Below are 14645 nucleotides of genomic sequence, written 5' to 3' on the forward strand. Positions count from 1 at the left end.
CGTCACTCATGGGCCGGCTCCGCGCCATCGGTGGGCTCCGCCTGCACTGGCAGGCCGCTCGGCAAGTCCTTGGCAGCCGGCAGATCGATCTCCGCCAGATAGACCAGCCGGGCCCTGTCCTGTTCGTTGAGGGCATAGTAGGGGGTGAAGGCGGGCTCTTGGGAGATCCAGCGCAGCCGCCCGCTCAGGGGATCCGCCAGACCGTCCACCCGCACCCTGATGCTCTGGCCCACAGGGTAATTCGCGAGGGCCGTCTCCGGTACATAGACACGGGCATAGGGGGCGCTGTCCGCCTGCAGGGCCGCCAGCACGGCACCGACTGGTACCCGCTCGCCGAGGTTGTAGGGCAGGCTGTCGAGGCGTCCGCTGCGGGTGGCCACCACGGTGAGATCGGCCAGTTCACGCTCGGCCAGCACCACATCCGCCCTGGCCGCCTCGAGTTTGGCGGTGGCTTCGTCTATGTCCTCCGCCCGCACGCCCCGGGTCAGCTTGTCGAGCTGCTGACGGGCACCGTCCCGCTCGGCCAGGGCCCCATCCCGCTCGGCGCGCGCCTTGTCGAGCTCGGAAGGGCTCTGCAGCTTCTGCCGCACCAGTCGCTCGGTGCGCTGGAAGCTGCGTTCCGCCTCCCTGAGGTTGGCCTCGGCCTTGTCGAGGCTGGCGCGGGCCGCGGCTATGTCCTCCGGCCGTTCCCCGTTGGTCATCCGGGCCAGGGCCGCCCGGGCGCTCGCCTCCTCGGCGCGGGCCCGGGCCAGCACCGCCTGCTGGCGGCTGTCGTCGAGCCGGGCCAGCACTGTGCCCTCCTCCACCCGGCTCCCTTCCGCCACCGGCAGGGCACGGACTATCTCGTTGGCGGTGGCGGTGAGCAGCACCCTGTCCCGCTCCAGGGTGCCGAGCGCCTCGCCACGGCGATCGGGCTGGCAGGCACCCAGCAGACCCAGCAGGGGGATGAAGAGCAGGCAGTGACGCAGCATGGGGGCTCCTTGGTGCGGCTCCCGGGTCTGGCCCGGAACGGGTATTGATGCATGACTGTCGCCAGCATACCCACTGTCAGCTTATTTTTCCTCAAGCCAGCTCACCCATTTGCACCGAGCTCGTTGACCTAAAAAGAAAAATATCAGAATACTGCGGTTCAGGGCCGCCCAGGCGGCATCCCTTCTGGCCGGCATGGCCCCGCCGTCGGGAGAGGCAGGGAGAGACAAGGAGGTTCCCGGTGTTAGACAAAGCGTGGTTTCAGCTGTCGGCGGACATGACCTATGTCTGCCTGCGCATCGCTCCCGGCCTCACCAGCCCCGTCACCGAGCGCGATGTACTGAGCCTGCTGCGGGCCTCCAACTGCCGCCGCTACCAGCCTCTCACCGAGGGGATCCGGCAGGCGGTCGCCCTGCTCGGCGCCCTGCACGACAATCCCGATGCCCCCTCCCACGCCCCCGTGCCCATCGCCCAGCGCCAGGACGCCCGCCTCTTGCTGCTGGTGGAGAAGGACCAGATGAGTGCCAAGGCCCAGATCACCGCAGACTGGGGGGGCAAGCCCCTGACCCTGGAGCAGTTGCAGCAGGCCCTGGCGGCGAGCCAGATCAAGCGGGGGGTGGATCCGGCCAGGCTGGTTGCCGCCGTGCAGGCCGCCAAGGAGGCGGATCCCGGTGCCCAGCTCAACCCCGTCATCGCCCTGGGCCAGGCCGCCGAGCACGGGCTGGATACCCGGCTGGAGCGGCTGGTGGAGACGGCGGCGGAGCGGATCCTCAAGCCCCAGGAGCGGGATCACGGCAAGGTGGACATGCGCGACCTCGGTACCCTGCTCACCGTCAAGGGGGGCTCCCAGTTGATGCGGCGCCACCCCGCCACCCAGGGCATCGACGGCTTCACCGTGACGGGCCAGCCTTTGCCCGCCAAGGCCGGCAAGGAGAGCGCCATGGTGGCGGGAGAAGGCACCAGCCTCTCCCCCGAGGATCCGGATCTGCTGCTGGCGACCCGGCCCGGCCTGCCCTGCCAGGAGCGGGCCGGCATGCGGGTCGACGAGGTGCTGAGCGTCAAGCAGGTGGACATCCGTCACGGCCACGTCATCTTCGAGGGTTCCCTCCTGGTCACCGGGGACGTCATGCCCGGCATGCGGATCAAGACCAGCGGCGACGTGGTGATCGGGGGCTTCGTCGAGGGGGGCCATATCGAATCGGGGGGCACCATCACGGTGCGCGGCGGCGTCATCGGCCGCAAGCAGGAGAACGACGAATACCTCTGCCACCTCTACGCCGGCGGCGAGATCCATGCCAGCTACGCCCAGTACGCCCGGCTGGAGGCCGATGGCGACATCCATATCCAGAGCCAGCTCAGCCACAGCTATTGCCGCAGCGGCCAGGATCTGAAGGTGGGGGACAGCGCCATGCGCAAGGGCCACCTGATCGGGGGCATCAACATCGCCAACCGACTGATCATGGCCCCGGTGCTCGGTGCCTCGGCGGCGAACCGCACCCGGCTGCAGATCCTCGGCGGCTACTTCAGCCACAAGGAGCAGGAGCAGGTCCTGCGCCAGCGCAAGCAGGCCTGCCGGGAGCAGCTCGACAAGCTGCAGGATCTCATACTGCGGCTGCTGCAACTGCCCCGGGAGAAGCGCAACCCCGAGACCCTGCAGAAGATCAAGGAGCTACGCACCCGCCAACTCGACGAGAGCCAGTTCCTCGACGAGCAGCTGGCGGCGGCCCAGCTCGAGCTGCAGGCCCTGATGGCCAAGATGGATATCATCGCCACCCAGCGCCTCTTCCCCGGTGTCGAGGTGGAGATGGCCCACCATCACAACAGGGTCGACATAGAGCACGGCCCCATCCACTTCGCCATCCGGGACGATCAGCTGCAACTGAACCCGTATCAGGGTCACCGCTGAATCCGGGCTCCCTCTTCAGGGAACACGTGCCAGCGGCTTGGCGTGATCCCGGCGGCGATTTTCGCTACACTCGACCCCCCATTGGCCCCATGGGGCGGGCCAGCCAGACTCAGGTAGTGAGAGATGTACAAGCTGATTGCATTGGATATGGATGGCACCCTGCTGACCCCGCAAGGCCGGATCACCCCCCGCACCCAGGCCGCCATCACGGCCGCCCGCGCCAAAGGCGTCACCGTGGTGTTGACCTCGGGTCGGCCGCTGGAGGGCATGACCCCCTATCTGGCCGAGCTCGGCCTCACCGGTCCTGATGACTACGTCATCTGCTACAACGGTGCCCTGGTCCAGAAGGTGGCGGATCAACGCATCATCCGCAGCCAGCTGCTGACCGGCAAGGACGCCAGCGCCATCGCCCATCTGGCCGATGAACTCGGGGTCAACATCCACGGTTTCTCCGTGCGCCAGGGCCTCATCAGCCCCAGGGTCAGCACCTATACCGAGCACGAATCCCAGCTGGTGGACATGCCCATCAACCTGGTGGACTTCGCCACCCTGCCGGCCGACGAGCAGATCATGAAGGTGATGATGATAGACCCCGAGCCCCAGCTCTCCCGCGCCATCGCCCAGCTGCCCGCCGAGCTCTATGAGCGCTATACCGTGGTGCGCAGCTCCCCCTACTTCCTCGAGTTCATGAACAAGCTGAGTAACAAGGGCACAGGGGTCGCCGCCCTGGCCGAGCACCTGGGCATCACGGCAGACGAGGTGATCGCCGTGGGGGATGCGGGCAACGATCGCCACATGATCGAGTACGCCGGCCTCGGGGTTGCCATGGGCAACGCCACCGACGAGATCAAGGGGCTGGCTCAGCACATCACGGCCCGCAACGACGACGATGGTGTCGCCAGGGTGATAGAAGAGTTCATCCTGAACCCTTGATCCTGACCGGGGCACCACAGGGTGCCCCGCATTTTTCACCATCGATTCTGCATGTTTAATATATCCACCACGATTACCCACTCATCTCGCGGCATCTCCCCTACAGCCCCCTGATAACGGGACTCAAGCTGGCTCAGGCCTCGTGAAAATTAACATAATCGCATCATTTCGTTTGACATATTGAACGGCCTTGGCAGACTGGGATCAGGATCCAGGCTGTCATCGCCCAGGCTGACCGACGATTCTGGCACCCCGGCACGACCCCGGATCCCATGACCATGCCTTGAGGCATGCCCTTGCCGCCGAGGCGCGGAAAGGGCCTTCCCAAGGCGCAGGATGAGACCGCCAAGGATGCGACCTATGCCCAACCCCTCCCGATCCCATGCCAAACCCGTCGTGCTGATGACCATGGGAGCCCAACCCCGCAACGGCCACCCCTATCAGGTGATGACCCACAAATACATCAAACCCCTGGTGGAGATCAGCGGCTGCGTGCCCCTGCTGGTCCCCACCTGCTGCGGCGCCGAGGATCTGGAGCAGTATCTGGATCTGGCGGACGGCGTCTATCTGAGCGGTGCCGGCTCCAACATAGACCCCGCCCTCTACGGTCAGGAGAACCTGACGCCGGACAAGCCCCAGGACAGGGACAGAGACCTGTTCGACATTCCCCTGGTGCGCGCCGCCATCGACAGGGGCCTGCCGCTGCTCGGCATCTGCCGCGGCATGCAGGAGATCAACGTGGCCCTCGGGGGCGACATCCATCAGAAGGTCTATAGCGAGCCCGGCTATGCGGATCATCGGGAGGATGCAGAAGATACGGTGGAGGATCAATATGGCCACAGCCACCAGGTCAGCCTGGTGCCCGGCAGCTGGTTCGCCGAGCTGATGGGGGAGGATAGGATCCCGGTCAACTCCTTGCACGGTCAGGGGATCAAGACGCTGGCCAAGGGGCTGGCCCCCCTGGCCTATGCCGAAGATGGCTTGATCGAAGCCATCCATGCCCCCGAACTGCCCCAGTTCACCCTGGCGGTGCAGTGGCATCCTGAGTGGAAGGCGAGCGAGAATCCCCACTCCATCAAGCTGTTCGAGGCCTTTGGTGCCGCCTGCCGTGAGCGCAGGCAGCAAGGGAGCTAGTCGCCAAAACCCTTGGTCTTCAGTCTCGGCAGCGCCCCCCGATCGGGGCGCAGGGTGCGGCAGACATCCAGCCCCTTGAGCCCCCGCTGGATATGATCCGGGGCCTGGCCGAGCACCATGCCGTTGCCGCGATAGAGCCTGGTCTCTTCCAGTTCGAACAACTCCCCGCCGATCAGGAGTTGCTCCCGGCCGTCCACTATCTTGCCCCGCTTCAGGGGCAGGGTCATGTCCACCAGGATCTCCCCGGTGGCGCAGCCCTCGCGCCAGCTCGCCTGATCCGAGAAGGGGGAGAGGGTGATCTCCCGCCAGGAGCCATCCCTGAACTCCATCCGGTAGTGATCCCTTAGCAGATCGCACCCCGCCAGCATCATGGGGATCGCCAACCAGAAGATGTTCTTTATCCCGCTCAAACGTTTCACTCCCTCGTCAACTTGCGCCAAGGATAAAGAAAAACCCGCCCTCTCGCATCCCTTGCGAAGGCAGGCGAAGGGATGGCAAGAGGGCCGCTCACTGCGCTAGCATGGGCACCTTACCCTCTGCGAGACAACACCATGTTACTGATGGCCATGGCCCTGGGCGCCAGCCTGCAATTTGACTGCCCACCCCGGATAGAGAGCCGCCAGCAACTGCTGAGCACACACACGGGTTGGCAGGGAGTGAGCCGGGATCTGGCAGGCCAGCCGAGCGAGCGCCTGAGCCATCGCCTCGACAACCTCTCCCTGTTCGACGGGGATCCCGCCGAGCTGGCACAGCTCAAACCGGACAACGGCGACAGCAGCGAGACCCACTACTGGAGCCTGGACAAGCGCAACCCGCACCCCTTCTATCTGGTCTGCCACTATCAAGACAGCGCCATCCGGCTGCAGCAGGCGCTACCATCAGGCGTCAGCCATTGCCGGGTCAATGAGACCGGCCCTTATAAGCCGATCGGACTGATCTGCCGCCGATGACCCTCACTCCCCCTCAGAGCAACAGCTCGGCCAACTCGCTCAAGCGGCTCAGCTCCACGTCCGGCAACAGTCGCAGGCTCCGGGCGGACTGACCGGTCTCGTTGAGCCAGGCGGCCCGAAAGCCATGCAATCTGGCCCCCAGCACATCGCTCTCGGGGTGATCCCCCACGTGCAGTATCCGATCGGGAGGCAGCCTGAGGGCCGCCTGCACCGCCAGAAACATGTCGGGAGCCGGTTTCATCCTGGCGCCCAGCCCGGCCTTGCAGACCAGGGTGAAGTAGTCCGCCAGTCCGGCCTGCGCCAGATCCAGGTTGCCGTTGGTGATCACCACCAAGGGATAGCGCGCACCAAGGCGTGCCAGCAGATCGTGGGTGTCTCTGCTGATCTCAATTTTCGAACGCTCGGTGAGGAAGGCGTCAAACACCCGCTCGGCCTCTTGCTGCGCCTGATCCGCCCCCATGCCCCCCTGCACCAGGGCCTCGCGGATCCCCTGCTGACGCGCCAGGCTGACGTCGTCACGCAGCTCGGGGCGGGTCAGCAGCAGGTCGCGCTTGAGGGCGAGCCAACTCGCCTTGTCGAGCATGGCGGTGGCCAGGTATTCGCTGCGCAGGTGTGCCAGCATCCACTGCTCCGCACGGGCAATGGCGGGACCGTTGTCATAGAGGGTGTCGTCGAGATCGAACGAGATGGCGGCCACCGGCTGCCAACGGCGATAGAACTGCATGGGCTCTCCTCTGGGTGGCATGGCTGCCCCCTATTCGTTTTCCTCTGAACCCGGATCCCGCTTGGCTCTGGGATGAGCGCCGTCATACACCTTGGCCAGGTGCTGGAAATCCAGGTGGGTATAGATCTGGGTGGTGGAGAGATCCGCATGGCCCAGCAGCTCCTGCACCGCCCGCAGATCCCCCGAGCTCTCCAGCATGTGGGTGGCGAAGCTGTGGCGCAGCTTGTGGGGATGCACGTGGGCGTTGAGCGCCTGCTTGTTGCCCCAGCCGTCGAGGCGCTCCTGCACGGAGCGCGCCGACAGCCGCTGTTTGCGCTTGGAGACGAACAGCGCCTCTGTCTCATCCCCCGCCAGCAGGGGGCGCACCTTGAGCCACTTCTGCAGCCACTCCACCGCCATCCTCCCCATGGGCAGCACCCGCTCCCGGGATCCCTTGCCGGTCACCCTGAGCTGGCGCTCGTCGAGCTTGATGTCCGCCAGGTTGAGCCCCACCAGCTCGGCCAGACGCAGGCCGGAGGAGTACATCAGCTCCATGATGGCGCGATCCCGCACCGCCAGCGGATCCTGCTCGTCGGTGATGTTGAGCAGCTGATACATCTCGTCCACGTCGAGGTTCTTGGGCAGGGGCCGCCCCTGCTTGGGGGTCACTATGCCCCGGGCCGGATTGGCGACCAGCCGCCCCTGGCGCACCTGCCAGTCGCAGAAGCTGCGCAGGGCGGAGACCTTGGTGGCCAGCGAACGGGGCGCCAGCCCCCCCTTGTGCATCCTTGTCACCAGGCTGCGCACCTGACTCGCCTCCAGCCTGGCCCAGTCATCGAGACCGAGGCGCACCAGCTCGGCGGTCATGGATTCCATATGGGTCTGGTAGTTGCTGCGGGTGTGGGGGCTGAGCTGGCGCTCCACCCTCAGGTATTCGATAAAGGCCGCCAGTTCGTCCGCCAGCGCGGCGGGCAGAGGCTCGGCGGCAGGGGGCTGCGCCTTGGTGGCTGATCTGGCCGGCCCCTTAGCCACGGGCCAGCTCGGGCAGGCGCAGTTGCAGCAGACGGCCGAGCTGACCCAGCAGCAGGGTGTCGTTGTGGGGGGCGAAGTGGCTGGGATCCGAGCTCGCAAACGCCAGTACGCCGAGATCGCCAATGCGCATCAGGGCAACGGAATTGACCAGCACATCGCTGCCAAACAGCGCCTGTTTCTCGCTCTGATTGAGCCGGCCGAAGTAATAGTCCGTTCCCGGCAGGCGCTGGCCCAGCAGCTGATCGAGTTGTTTGCCGTCCGCGAGGAAACGCTGCTCGGGGCCGCTCAGCGAGCACTTCTTCGGGCTCAGCCAGAGGCGCACCCCGGTCAGGCGCAGCCGCTGCACGAAGGCCTTGCCCATGACGGCGCTGACTTCGAACAGGCTCTGGCAGCCGTACAGCTCACCGTAGAGGTCCGCATAGATCTTGAAGATCCGCTCGTTCTCGCTGGCGATCCCCATGAGCTCGGTGATCTCCTGCTCCAGCTGCTCGATACGCTCCCGCTGCCTGTCCATCTGCCGCTCCACCAGGGAGACGCTGCCCTTGCGCTCATGGGGAATGCGAATGCGGTCCAGCATGGCGGCGTGGCGCTGGAAAAACTCGGGGTAACGGGCCAGGTACTCCAGCACTGTGGCTTCGTCCATCAGTGATTCCTGCCGTTTGAGTTCGCTCATAACTTGGTTGATCCATCCGAAAAAGGGGCACAAGGCCCCGACATCTGCTTGTGGTAGAGGGGCTTGCCGCCCCCCTTCATGATTCCATCTACAGCTCTATCTGGCCATCGAACACGTGTTCGGCCGGCCCCGTCATGTAGACCGGCTGACCCGGCCCCTTCCAGGCGATGGTCAGCTTGCCCCCCGGCAGGGTGACGGTGACCCGCTCCTTGAGCTTGCCCTGGCTGATGCCGATCACCACGGCGGCGCAGGCGCCGGTGCCGCAGGCGAGCGTCTCCCCCACCCCGCGCTCGAACACCCGCAGCTTGATCTCGCTGGCGTTGACCATCTCCATGAAGCCGACGTTGACCCGCTCGGGGAAGCGCTCGTGGCGCTCCATGATGGGGCCCAGAGTCTCCACCGGGGCATCGGCCACCGAAGGGACCTCGATGACGCAGTGAGGGTTGCCCATGGAGACCACACCGCACATCACAGTATGCTCCTGCGCGCGCAGCAGGTAGGTTTTTTCTGCCTTCTGGGCCCGGAACGGTACCTTGCCAGGTTCGAACTGGGGCACCCCCATGTTGACCGTGACCTGGTTCTCCCCCTCCAGCTGCAAGGTGATGCGGCCGCGAGCCGTGCTGACCGCGATCTTGTCCCGGTTGACCAGCCCCTTCAGGCGCACGAAACGGGCGAAGCAGCGGGCACCGTTGCCGCACTGCTCCACCTCGCTGCCGTCGGCATTGAAGATACGGTAGTGAAAGTCGAGCTCGGGATCATAGGGGGGCTCCACCAGCAGCAGCTGATCGAAGCCGATCCCGAAATGGCGATCCGCCAGCTTCTTGATGACATCGTTGCTGAAGAACACCTTCTGGGTGACGCCGTCCACCACCATGAAGTCGTTCCCCAGCCCATGCATCTTGGAAAAATCTATCAACATCCTGCGTTCCTCTACCCCTTGGGCAGTAAATCCTCACCACACCGGCGACTGGTCAACGGCTCACGCTCTCGACTCGGCGGAACGTCTGAAAAACTCCGTGAAACCCGCGTACTCAGGGCAGCAGGTGCTCCCCGCGCCAGAGATCCGCCAGTTGCTCCCGCTCCCGGATGAGAAACGCCTTGTCCCCGTCCACCAGCACCTCGGCCGCACGGGGACGAGTGTTGTAGTTGGAGGACATGGTGAAACCGTAGGCACCGGCGGAACGCACCGCCAGCAGGGAGCCCTCGGCGATCGCCAGGGTGCGCTCCTTGCCGAGGAAGTCGCCGGTCTCGCACACCGGGCCCACCACGTCGTACAGCGCCTTCTCGTGGCTCGCGCGGCTGTCCACCTCGATGATGTTCATCCAGGCGCCATAGAGGGAGGGGCGCAGCAGGTCATTCATGCCGGCATCGATCAGCGCGAAGTTGCGGGTCTCGCCGGGCTTGAGGAACTCGACCCGGGTCAGCAGCACACCGGCGTTGGCGACGATGGCGCGGCCCGGCTCGAACAGCAGGGTCAGATCCCGACCCGCCAGCTTCTGCTTGAGGGCCTCGGCATACTCGCTCGGATGAGGGGGCTGCTCGGCCCCGTAGTTGACCCCGAGGCCACCACCCACGTCCAGGTGATGGATATGGATGCCTTCGGCCGCCAGCTCGTCGATGAGTCGCAGCAGCTTGTCCGCCGCCTCCATGAAGGGATTCAGTTCGGTGAGTTGAGAGCCGATGTGGCAATCTACCCCCTTGATCTCTATGTGGGCCATGGCCGCCGCCTTGCGGTAGATGGCGGGGGCCTGCTCGATGGGGATGCCGAACTTGTTCTGCTTGAGACCGGTAGAGATGTAGGGATGAGTGCCTGCGTCTATATCCGGGTTGACCCGCACCGACACCCGAGCCACCTTGCCCATGCTGCCGGCCACCCGGTTCAGGCGCTCCAGCTCGGCTTCGGACTCCAGATTGAAGCAGAGGATCTCTTTCTCCAGGGCGAGGCGCATCTCGGCCTCGCTCTTGGCCACCCCGGAGAAGACCACCTTGGCCGGATCACCGCCCGCCGCCAGCACCCTGGAGAGCTCCCCGCCGGAGACGATGTCGAACCCGGACCCCAGACGGGCCAGCAGGTTCAGCAGCGCCAGGTTGGAGTTGGCCTTGACCGCATAGCAGATCAGATGGGGGATGTCGCCCGCCGCCTGATCGAAGGCGTGCCAGTGGCGCTCAAGGGTGGCGCGGGAGTAGACGTAGAGCGGGGTGCCATACTGCTCGGCAAGTTGTTGCAGGGGCAGTTGCTCGACCTGCAGCTGGCCGTCGGCGTCGTAGTTAAAATGATCCAAGGGGGCGGTTCCTTCCTAAATTATTGCGGCGCGGCCTCGGAGGCCGGTTTGGCGGTCGCAGACGAGGTGGCTTGCGGTGTACTCTCTGTCTTGGATGGGGCAGGCTTGGGCTGCTCCGTCGGAGCGGGTTGCTCGGGGGGCGGCATGTAGAGCGGCCCCGTCAGACCACAGGCGCCCAACCCAAGGGAGAGAAATGCGGCCAACAGGCACTTGGTGAACTGGGTAGTCATAATGGTTCGCTGCGAAAAAATTTTTGGCCCTCTATAATCGCACTCACATTGTTAAAAGCAACAGGATAAACCGATGAAGGATCACGAGTATCACGCCCTGACAGACGCCTTTTTCCAGTATGTGGAGGACGTCATCGACGAGGGGTATCCGGATATCGACTGTGAACGGGCCGGCGGCGTGCTGACCCTGAGTTTCGAGAACAAGACCAAGGTCATCATCAACAAGCAGGAACCCCTGCACCAGATCTGGGTCGCCACCCGGGAGAACGGCTTCCACTTCGAGCTGCGCGGGGAGAGCTGGATAGACAACCGCTTCGGCGAAGAACTCAAGACCCTGCTGACCCGGGCCTGCACAGCCCAGGCCGGCGAGCCGGTGCGCTTCCCATGATAGATCTGCACCCCGACGGCGCTCGCCATGCGGTGATCTGGCTGCACGGGCTGGGGGACTCAGGCGCCGGTCTGGCGCCCCTGGTGGATGCCCTGGCGCTGCCCGACTCCCTGCCGGTGCGCCACCTGCTGCCGGACGCGCCGGAGCGGCCCATCACCATCAACATGGGCTACAAGATGCGCGGCTGGTACGACATCCGGAGCTTCGAGCACCCGGAAGATCGCGCCGTGGAGTCACATGTCCGTGAATCCGCCGAGCGCATCCAGGGCCTGCTGGACAGCCTGATCGCCGAGGGCTTCGCCCCCGAGCGCATAGTGCTTGCCGGTTTCTCCCAGGGGGGCGTCATCGCCTCCTTCACCGCCCTGCGCTGCCCTCAGCCCCTGGCGGGCCTGCTCTGCATGTCCACCTATCTGGCGTCCCCCGATGCCCTGATGGCGGAGATGAGCGAGGCGGCTCGCGCCCTGCCCATCTGCTACATGCACGGCATCTATGATGACGTGGTGGCGCTCTCCATGGGCTGGGAGGCGAAGAACCGGCTGGAAGCGGCTGGGCTCACCCCCGAGTGGCACGAGTACCCCATGCGCCACGAGATCTGCCGGCCCCAGCTCGCCGACGTACGCGGCTGGCTGCTGGCCCGCCTCGACGGCTGAGCCCGGACGACCAATATGACAACGGCCTGCATCTGCAGGCCGTTTTCGTTGGGTTCAATCCGGTAGCACATCAACCTACCTCGCGGGCAGGCCCCGGGTTATCACGCTGCGGATTCTGGCTGCGGTAGGGGATCACCTCAAGCTCGTCGCCCTGCTGCACGATTTCGTAATACTGGGGCAGGTTGAAGTTGCTGAACTGGCCGGCGTCGCTGAAGCGCTCATGGCCCGACGAGGTGTAGAAACGGTTCACCCCCTGCACCAGCTCATCCTTGTTGCCGGCGAAGTGCTGGTAGATCTCCACCCGGTTCGCCTCGTCCAGGATATAGATGTTGGTGCCGGCGTTGCGGGTGTCGAAGAAGAACTGCACCAACCCCTCGCTGGCATAGGCGTCGACGATGCCGGGCAGGTGCTGGCTGTGGGTCTTGTCCAGGCGCAGGGGCAGGTGATCCAGCTTGTTGTGGGAGATGTGGCGATAGAAGTCGATGGCGTTCTCCAGCTTCTTCACCGACACCCCGCGTCGCTCGAAGAAGATGCCGTACTTCTCCTTGCCGAGGGCGAGCGTCTTGACCAGCTGTTGCTTGTCCCGCGCCAGGCGCAGCTCGATGCACTCGGCCACCAGCTGCTGGAAGCGGGAGCGCACCAGGGAGCGGAAGTGCTGGCTGTAGCAGAACACCTCTATCATCTCGGGGGCGGCGGCATCCTGGTGCATTTTGCCGAGTATGGTGGTGAGGGCATCCACCACCGCCTCTTCCCCCTGGAAGTGCAGGGTGCGGATCTCGCTCCAGGAATTGCGATAGACGAGATCCACCGAGCCCACCAGGCACTCCTGGTTGCGGCCGAAGGAGAAGACGTCGGCGGCATTGGCATCGAACTCGATCACCTGCCCCACCCAGTGGCTGGACGGATCCGTCTCCAGGTTGAGGAAGATGGAGAGCTGATGGATCTCGCAGGGGCGGCTCAGGGCCAGGTTGGTGGCGCGGGGATACTTCACCGGGAAGGTGCCGGAGAGATCGCGACAGAACTGGTGCAGGTTGTCGATGTGGAGATCCGAGCCCTGATTGAACAGGTGCACCCTGGACTGGGGCGTCATCAAGCCGTTGAAGTAGGCCCAGGCCACCAGCTTGCTGATGTAACCGTTATATTCGAGCGGCGCCCGGCCTATGATGTCCACCGGCTCCAGGGAGTGCTTGTAGAGATACCAGCCGGCGCGGTTCAGGCGGCCGTGGGGCACCTGCACCAGGCTGAGATCCGGCTCGCTCAAGTCCGGCGCTATCTTGAGGTTGATGCGCTGCACCTTGCCCGGCAGGCTCTCGAAGGCGGCATAGAGCTTGCGCGACAGTATGCCGATGTCTTCCGGGTTGATGGACTCGCTGATGTTGTTGCGCCGGGCGAACTGGATGAGATTGCGGTAGCTCTGCATCAGGGCTTCCAGCAACTCGGCGTAGGCCACCTTGACCTCCTCCACCTTCCACTCCTCCCGGTGATCCAGGTGGTGCAGGCGCTCCGGGCTCCAGCCCCAGTAGGAGACCAGCTGCGCCATCAACTCGCGGCGCCAGCTCGGGCTGTGTGCCTCCTTCGGATGGCTCAGGCCGTCGCACACCTTGAGGTAGAAGCAGCGGCGCACCAGGTCGAGGCGCTGCATGTCGCCGATGGACTTGAGGTAGTTGGTCACCTTGTCCAGCATCAGGCAGTAGTTGTCGAGCCGGTAGTGCATCCCCTCGTTGTGCTGGAACCAGTCGCGACTGGTCACCGACAACAGACGGGTGTTGGGATACTCGTGGGAATAGGCTTCCATCAAGAGCGACTTGAGCACCGCCTTGTAGGGGGAGTCGATGCCCTTGTAGAGCTGCCAGAGGGCGGAGCCAAAGTACTCCTCGGCGGGAATGCGGTTGAAGCCACCGAGATCGAGCCAGTCATCCTGGCTCAGCTTGCCGTGGGCAAACAGGCCGTTCACATAGTCGTCGTAGTGATCGTCATAGTCGCTGGGCACCAGATACCAGAGCAGGCGCTTGCCGGCGATGTGCATGGCGCTGCGGTAGAACTCATCGAGCAGCAGCAAGTGCTGGGCGCTGCCGCAGCTCTCCCCCTGCATCTGGGCATCGTTGCGCTGGCGGAACTTGTCCTCGGGGATCAGGAAGAAGTTGAGATCGACCCCGCGCTGCTCGGCCCATTTGGAGAGGAGCTGGCACTTCTGATCCAGCAGGGCGAGCCGCTCCTGCGACAAGCCCGCCACGTGGCAGACCCAGATGTCGAGATCCGAGTGGCAGCACTGTCCGATGGAGGAGGTGCTGCCCATGGAGTAGAGGCCCTGGATCGACTTGTCGTGGGTGTTGAGGCCACCCTGACAGTTCGCGTTCTGACACAGGTCCTGAATGAAGGCCTGCTGGACATCGCTCGCGACAAAACTCCAGATACCATGGGGCACATCACCTGCCACATAGCCGGGCAAGAGGGGGTGATTGAAGTGCAGCATGACGGGCAGCAACTGAAACACCTGCTGCCCATAGCGACTCATGAGATCCAGCGCCCGTTGCGTCTTGAGACTATTGATCTCGTCGTAGCGCGCCACCAGCGTGTCGAGTTTTACCAGCAATGCCCTACCTATCGGGGATAGAAATGACGCACCAAAATGGGGAGACGTCAAAAAAGTGTGATCATGTTAACAATGCAAACCGCCGTGGTAAACAAGCCCGCATGGAATCACCGGATTATTTCTGGTGGTGTCAATAATGGTATCGTAGGAAAGTAATAAATTTCAATGTTTTCAATCAATTAAATATCCATAACGGATTAAT

Annotated in this window: 15 protein-coding genes; 6 read left to right on the top strand and 9 right to left on the bottom strand. The window is 64.3% G+C overall.

Going from position 1 to position 14645, the window contains the following annotated elements:
* Positions 1–2: 2 nt before the first annotated feature.
* The gene (locus tag ACT5M9_RS09915) at positions 3–971 is read right to left on the bottom strand and encodes an HlyD family secretion protein (protein ID WP_457981801.1); all 969 of its coding nucleotides are present in this window, start codon (positions 969–971) and stop codon (positions 3–5) included.
* A 239-nt stretch (positions 972–1210) separates the two neighbouring features.
* Here ACT5M9_RS09915 and ACT5M9_RS09920 point away from each other — a divergent pair, with 239 nt between their 5' ends.
* From ACT5M9_RS09920 to ACT5M9_RS09930, 3 genes are all read left to right on the top strand, one after another.
* The gene (locus ACT5M9_RS09920; RefSeq protein WP_457981800.1) at positions 1211–2875 is read left to right on the top strand and encodes a flagellar assembly protein A; all 1665 of its coding nucleotides are present in this window, start codon (positions 1211–1213) and stop codon (positions 2873–2875) included.
* Positions 2876–2998: 123 nt separating this feature from the next.
* Positions 2999–3808, top strand: coding sequence for a sugar-phosphatase (yidA, locus tag ACT5M9_RS09925; RefSeq protein WP_457981799.1), 810 nt, complete (start codon positions 2999–3001; stop codon positions 3806–3808).
* 360 nt (positions 3809–4168) lie between these two features.
* Entirely contained in the window at positions 4169–4942 is a 774-nt protein-coding gene (locus ACT5M9_RS09930) for a gamma-glutamyl-gamma-aminobutyrate hydrolase family protein (RefSeq protein WP_457981798.1), read from the top strand.
* Here the strand turns inward: ACT5M9_RS09930 and ACT5M9_RS09935 are convergent.
* Positions 4939–5313, bottom strand: a complete 375-nt coding sequence (locus tag ACT5M9_RS09935; RefSeq protein ID WP_457982034.1) for a hypothetical protein — start codon at positions 5311–5313, stop codon at positions 4939–4941. The genes ACT5M9_RS09930 and ACT5M9_RS09935 overlap by 4 nt on opposite strands.
* Before the next feature lie 180 nt (positions 5314–5493).
* Here ACT5M9_RS09935 and ACT5M9_RS09940 point away from each other — a divergent pair, with 180 nt between their 5' ends.
* Complete coding sequence (locus ACT5M9_RS09940) at positions 5494–5892, top strand: STY0301 family protein (protein WP_457981797.1); 399 nt, start codon at positions 5494–5496, stop codon at positions 5890–5892.
* A 13-nt stretch (positions 5893–5905) separates the two neighbouring features.
* Here the strand turns inward: ACT5M9_RS09940 and ACT5M9_RS09945 are convergent, their stop codons facing one another.
* The 6 genes from ACT5M9_RS09945 to lptM all read right to left on the bottom strand — a co-directional run bounded on the left by ACT5M9_RS09945 (position 5906) and on the right by lptM (position 10812).
* Positions 5906–6616, bottom strand: coding sequence for an HAD-IA family hydrolase (locus ACT5M9_RS09945; RefSeq protein ID WP_457981796.1), 711 nt, complete (start codon positions 6614–6616; stop codon positions 5906–5908).
* A 30-nt stretch (positions 6617–6646) separates the two neighbouring features.
* Positions 6647–7627, bottom strand: a complete 981-nt coding sequence (gene xerC / locus ACT5M9_RS09950) for a tyrosine recombinase XerC (RefSeq protein WP_457981795.1) — start codon at positions 7625–7627, stop codon at positions 6647–6649.
* Entirely contained in the window at positions 7620–8300 is a 681-nt protein-coding gene (locus ACT5M9_RS09955) for a DUF484 family protein (protein ID WP_457981794.1), read from the bottom strand. Before ACT5M9_RS09955 ends, xerC begins: the two co-directional genes overlap by 8 nt.
* 88 nt (positions 8301–8388) lie before the next feature.
* Positions 8389–9219: a diaminopimelate epimerase gene (gene dapF / locus ACT5M9_RS09960; protein ID WP_457981793.1), complete on the bottom strand. Its 831-nt coding sequence runs from the start codon at positions 9217–9219 to the stop codon at positions 8389–8391.
* Positions 9220–9331: 112 nt separating this feature from the next.
* Entirely contained in the window at positions 9332–10582 is a 1251-nt protein-coding gene (lysA, locus tag ACT5M9_RS09965) for a diaminopimelate decarboxylase (protein WP_457981792.1), read from the bottom strand.
* A gap of 20 nt (positions 10583–10602) precedes the next feature.
* Entirely contained in the window at positions 10603–10812 is a 210-nt protein-coding gene (gene lptM, locus ACT5M9_RS09970) for an LPS translocon maturation chaperone LptM (protein ID WP_438551659.1), read from the bottom strand.
* A gap of 73 nt (positions 10813–10885) precedes the next feature.
* Between lptM and cyaY the strand changes: the two genes are divergently transcribed.
* On the top strand, positions 10886–11200 hold the full coding sequence (gene cyaY / locus ACT5M9_RS09975; protein WP_457981791.1) for an iron donor protein CyaY: 315 nt from the start codon (positions 10886–10888) through the stop codon (positions 11198–11200).
* Positions 11197–11850 (top strand): alpha/beta hydrolase, encoded by a 654-nt coding sequence (locus tag ACT5M9_RS09980; protein ID WP_457981790.1) that lies wholly within the window; start codon positions 11197–11199, stop codon positions 11848–11850. Before cyaY ends, ACT5M9_RS09980 begins: the two co-directional genes overlap by 4 nt.
* Before the next feature lie 70 nt (positions 11851–11920).
* Here the strand turns inward: ACT5M9_RS09980 and ACT5M9_RS09985 are convergent, their stop codons facing one another.
* The gene (locus ACT5M9_RS09985; protein WP_457981789.1) at positions 11921–14443 is read right to left on the bottom strand and encodes a class I adenylate cyclase; all 2523 of its coding nucleotides are present in this window, start codon (positions 14441–14443) and stop codon (positions 11921–11923) included.
* Between the last annotated feature and the right edge of the window lie 202 nt (positions 14444–14645).

The organism is Aeromonas sp. AE23HZ002T15 (assembly GCF_054165525.2).

Bases quoted from the DNA above. Each gene is read 5' to 3' on its own strand.
- lptM (WP_438551659.1), bottom strand. From the start codon at position 10,812: ATGACTACCCAGTTCACCAAGTGCCTGTTGGCCGCATTTCTCTCCCTT.
- ACT5M9_RS09980 (WP_457981790.1), top strand. From the start codon at position 11,197: ATGATAGATCTGCACCCCGACGGCGCTCGCCATGCGGTGATCTGGCTG.
- cyaY (WP_457981791.1), top strand. From the start codon at position 10,886: ATGAAGGATCACGAGTATCACGCCCTGACAGACGCCTTTTTCCAGTAT.
- ACT5M9_RS09930 (WP_457981798.1), top strand. From the start codon at position 4,169: ATGCCCAACCCCTCCCGATCCCATGCCAAACCCGTCGTGCTGATGACC.
- ACT5M9_RS09955 (WP_457981794.1), bottom strand. From the start codon at position 8,300: ATGAGCGAACTCAAACGGCAGGAATCACTGATGGACGAAGCCACAGTG.
- ACT5M9_RS09915 (WP_457981801.1), bottom strand. From the start codon at position 971: ATGCTGCGTCACTGCCTGCTCTTCATCCCCCTGCTGGGTCTGCTGGGT.
- ACT5M9_RS09935 (WP_457982034.1), bottom strand. From the start codon at position 5,313: ATGATGCTGGCGGGGTGCGATCTGCTAAGGGATCACTACCGGATGGAG.
- yidA (WP_457981799.1), top strand. From the start codon at position 2,999: ATGTACAAGCTGATTGCATTGGATATGGATGGCACCCTGCTGACCCCG.
- ACT5M9_RS09945 (WP_457981796.1), bottom strand. From the start codon at position 6,616: ATGCAGTTCTATCGCCGTTGGCAGCCGGTGGCCGCCATCTCGTTCGAT.
- dapF (WP_457981793.1), bottom strand. From the start codon at position 9,219: ATGTTGATAGATTTTTCCAAGATGCATGGGCTGGGGAACGACTTCATG.
- ACT5M9_RS09940 (WP_457981797.1), top strand. From the start codon at position 5,494: ATGTTACTGATGGCCATGGCCCTGGGCGCCAGCCTGCAATTTGACTGC.